The 994-nt window shown below is 69.5% G+C and carries 2 protein-coding genes; both read left to right on the forward strand.

What is annotated here, in order from left to right; translation table 11 throughout:
- Positions 1-223 (forward strand): iron chelate uptake ABC transporter family permease subunit (locus tag NA4_RS38345; protein WP_157129597.1); only part of this gene is annotated, 223 nt, incomplete at its 5' end.
- 370 nt (positions 224-593) lie between these two features.
- Positions 594-994, forward strand: a 401-nt coding sequence (locus tag NA4_RS38350; RefSeq protein WP_157129598.1) for an iron chelate uptake ABC transporter family permease subunit, incomplete at its 3' end; no start/stop codon positions are given.

Consider the following 994-nt stretch of genomic DNA (forward strand, 5'->3'; position numbering starts at 1 on the left):
CGGCCTCGCCGTCCCGCATCTCGCGCGGGCGGTCACGGGGCCGGACTACCGCTGGCTGATTCCGTATTCCGGGCTCTTCGGAGCGTTGCTGCTGCTGATCGCCGACATCCTCGGCCGCCTGGTGGTCCGCCCCGGGGAATTGGAGGTAGGTGTGATGCTCGCCGTGCTCGGCGCGCCGTTCTTCCTCGCGTTCGTCCGGCGCCGGAAGCTGGTGAGCCTGTGAAACGCTCCGGCGGGCAGCGCCGCTATACGCCACAAGTCCACGGCTCGTCCCAAGCGTCATCCCGGCGGCACCGACACTCAGGGATTCGGTGCACCGGTGACGAATTCCGCTATGAACACGAGCGCGCGGCGCACCCTGCGCGTCGGGCCGGAAGCACTGGTACAGCCGAAGGTGGTGGCCCCGTGACACTTTCGCTACGAACCATCACTCCACGCCCCGCGCCTTGGGCCGAAAACGCTGACAGAGCCGAAGGTGTTGGCCCCGTGACACTTTCGCTACAACCCACCACTCCACATCCCGCCCTACACGTTGGGCCAGAAGCACTGGCAGAGCCGAAGGTGTTGGGCCCGTGACGCTTTCGCTACGAACCATGACTGCTCGTCCCGCCCTGCGCGCCGGGCCGGTGTCGATGGTGCTCCGGCCGACGATGGTGCTGACCGTCGCGGTGCTCGCCGCCATCGCGCTCGGGCTGCTGTGTCTCGACATCGCGGTCGGCGAGTCACACCTGCCGCTCGGACGCGTGCTGGACGTGCTGACCGGAGGAGGCACCAAGGCGCAGCGGTTCATCGTGCTCGAATCCCGGCTGCCGCGCGCGCTCACCGCGCTGGTGGTCGGTCTCGCGCTCGGTCTCGCGGGCGCGATCACGCAGTCCATCCTGCACAACCCGCTGGCCGCGCCGGACATGCTGGGCATCACTTCGGGCGCGAGCCTGGGCGCGGTCGGCGTGCTCGTCGTCGGCGGCGGGGCGAGCACCGGACTGGCCGCCTCGGT

The organism is Nocardia amamiensis NBRC 102102, from assembly GCF_001612745.1.
Classification (GTDB): domain Bacteria; phylum Actinomycetota; class Actinomycetes; order Mycobacteriales; family Mycobacteriaceae; genus Nocardia; species Nocardia amamiensis.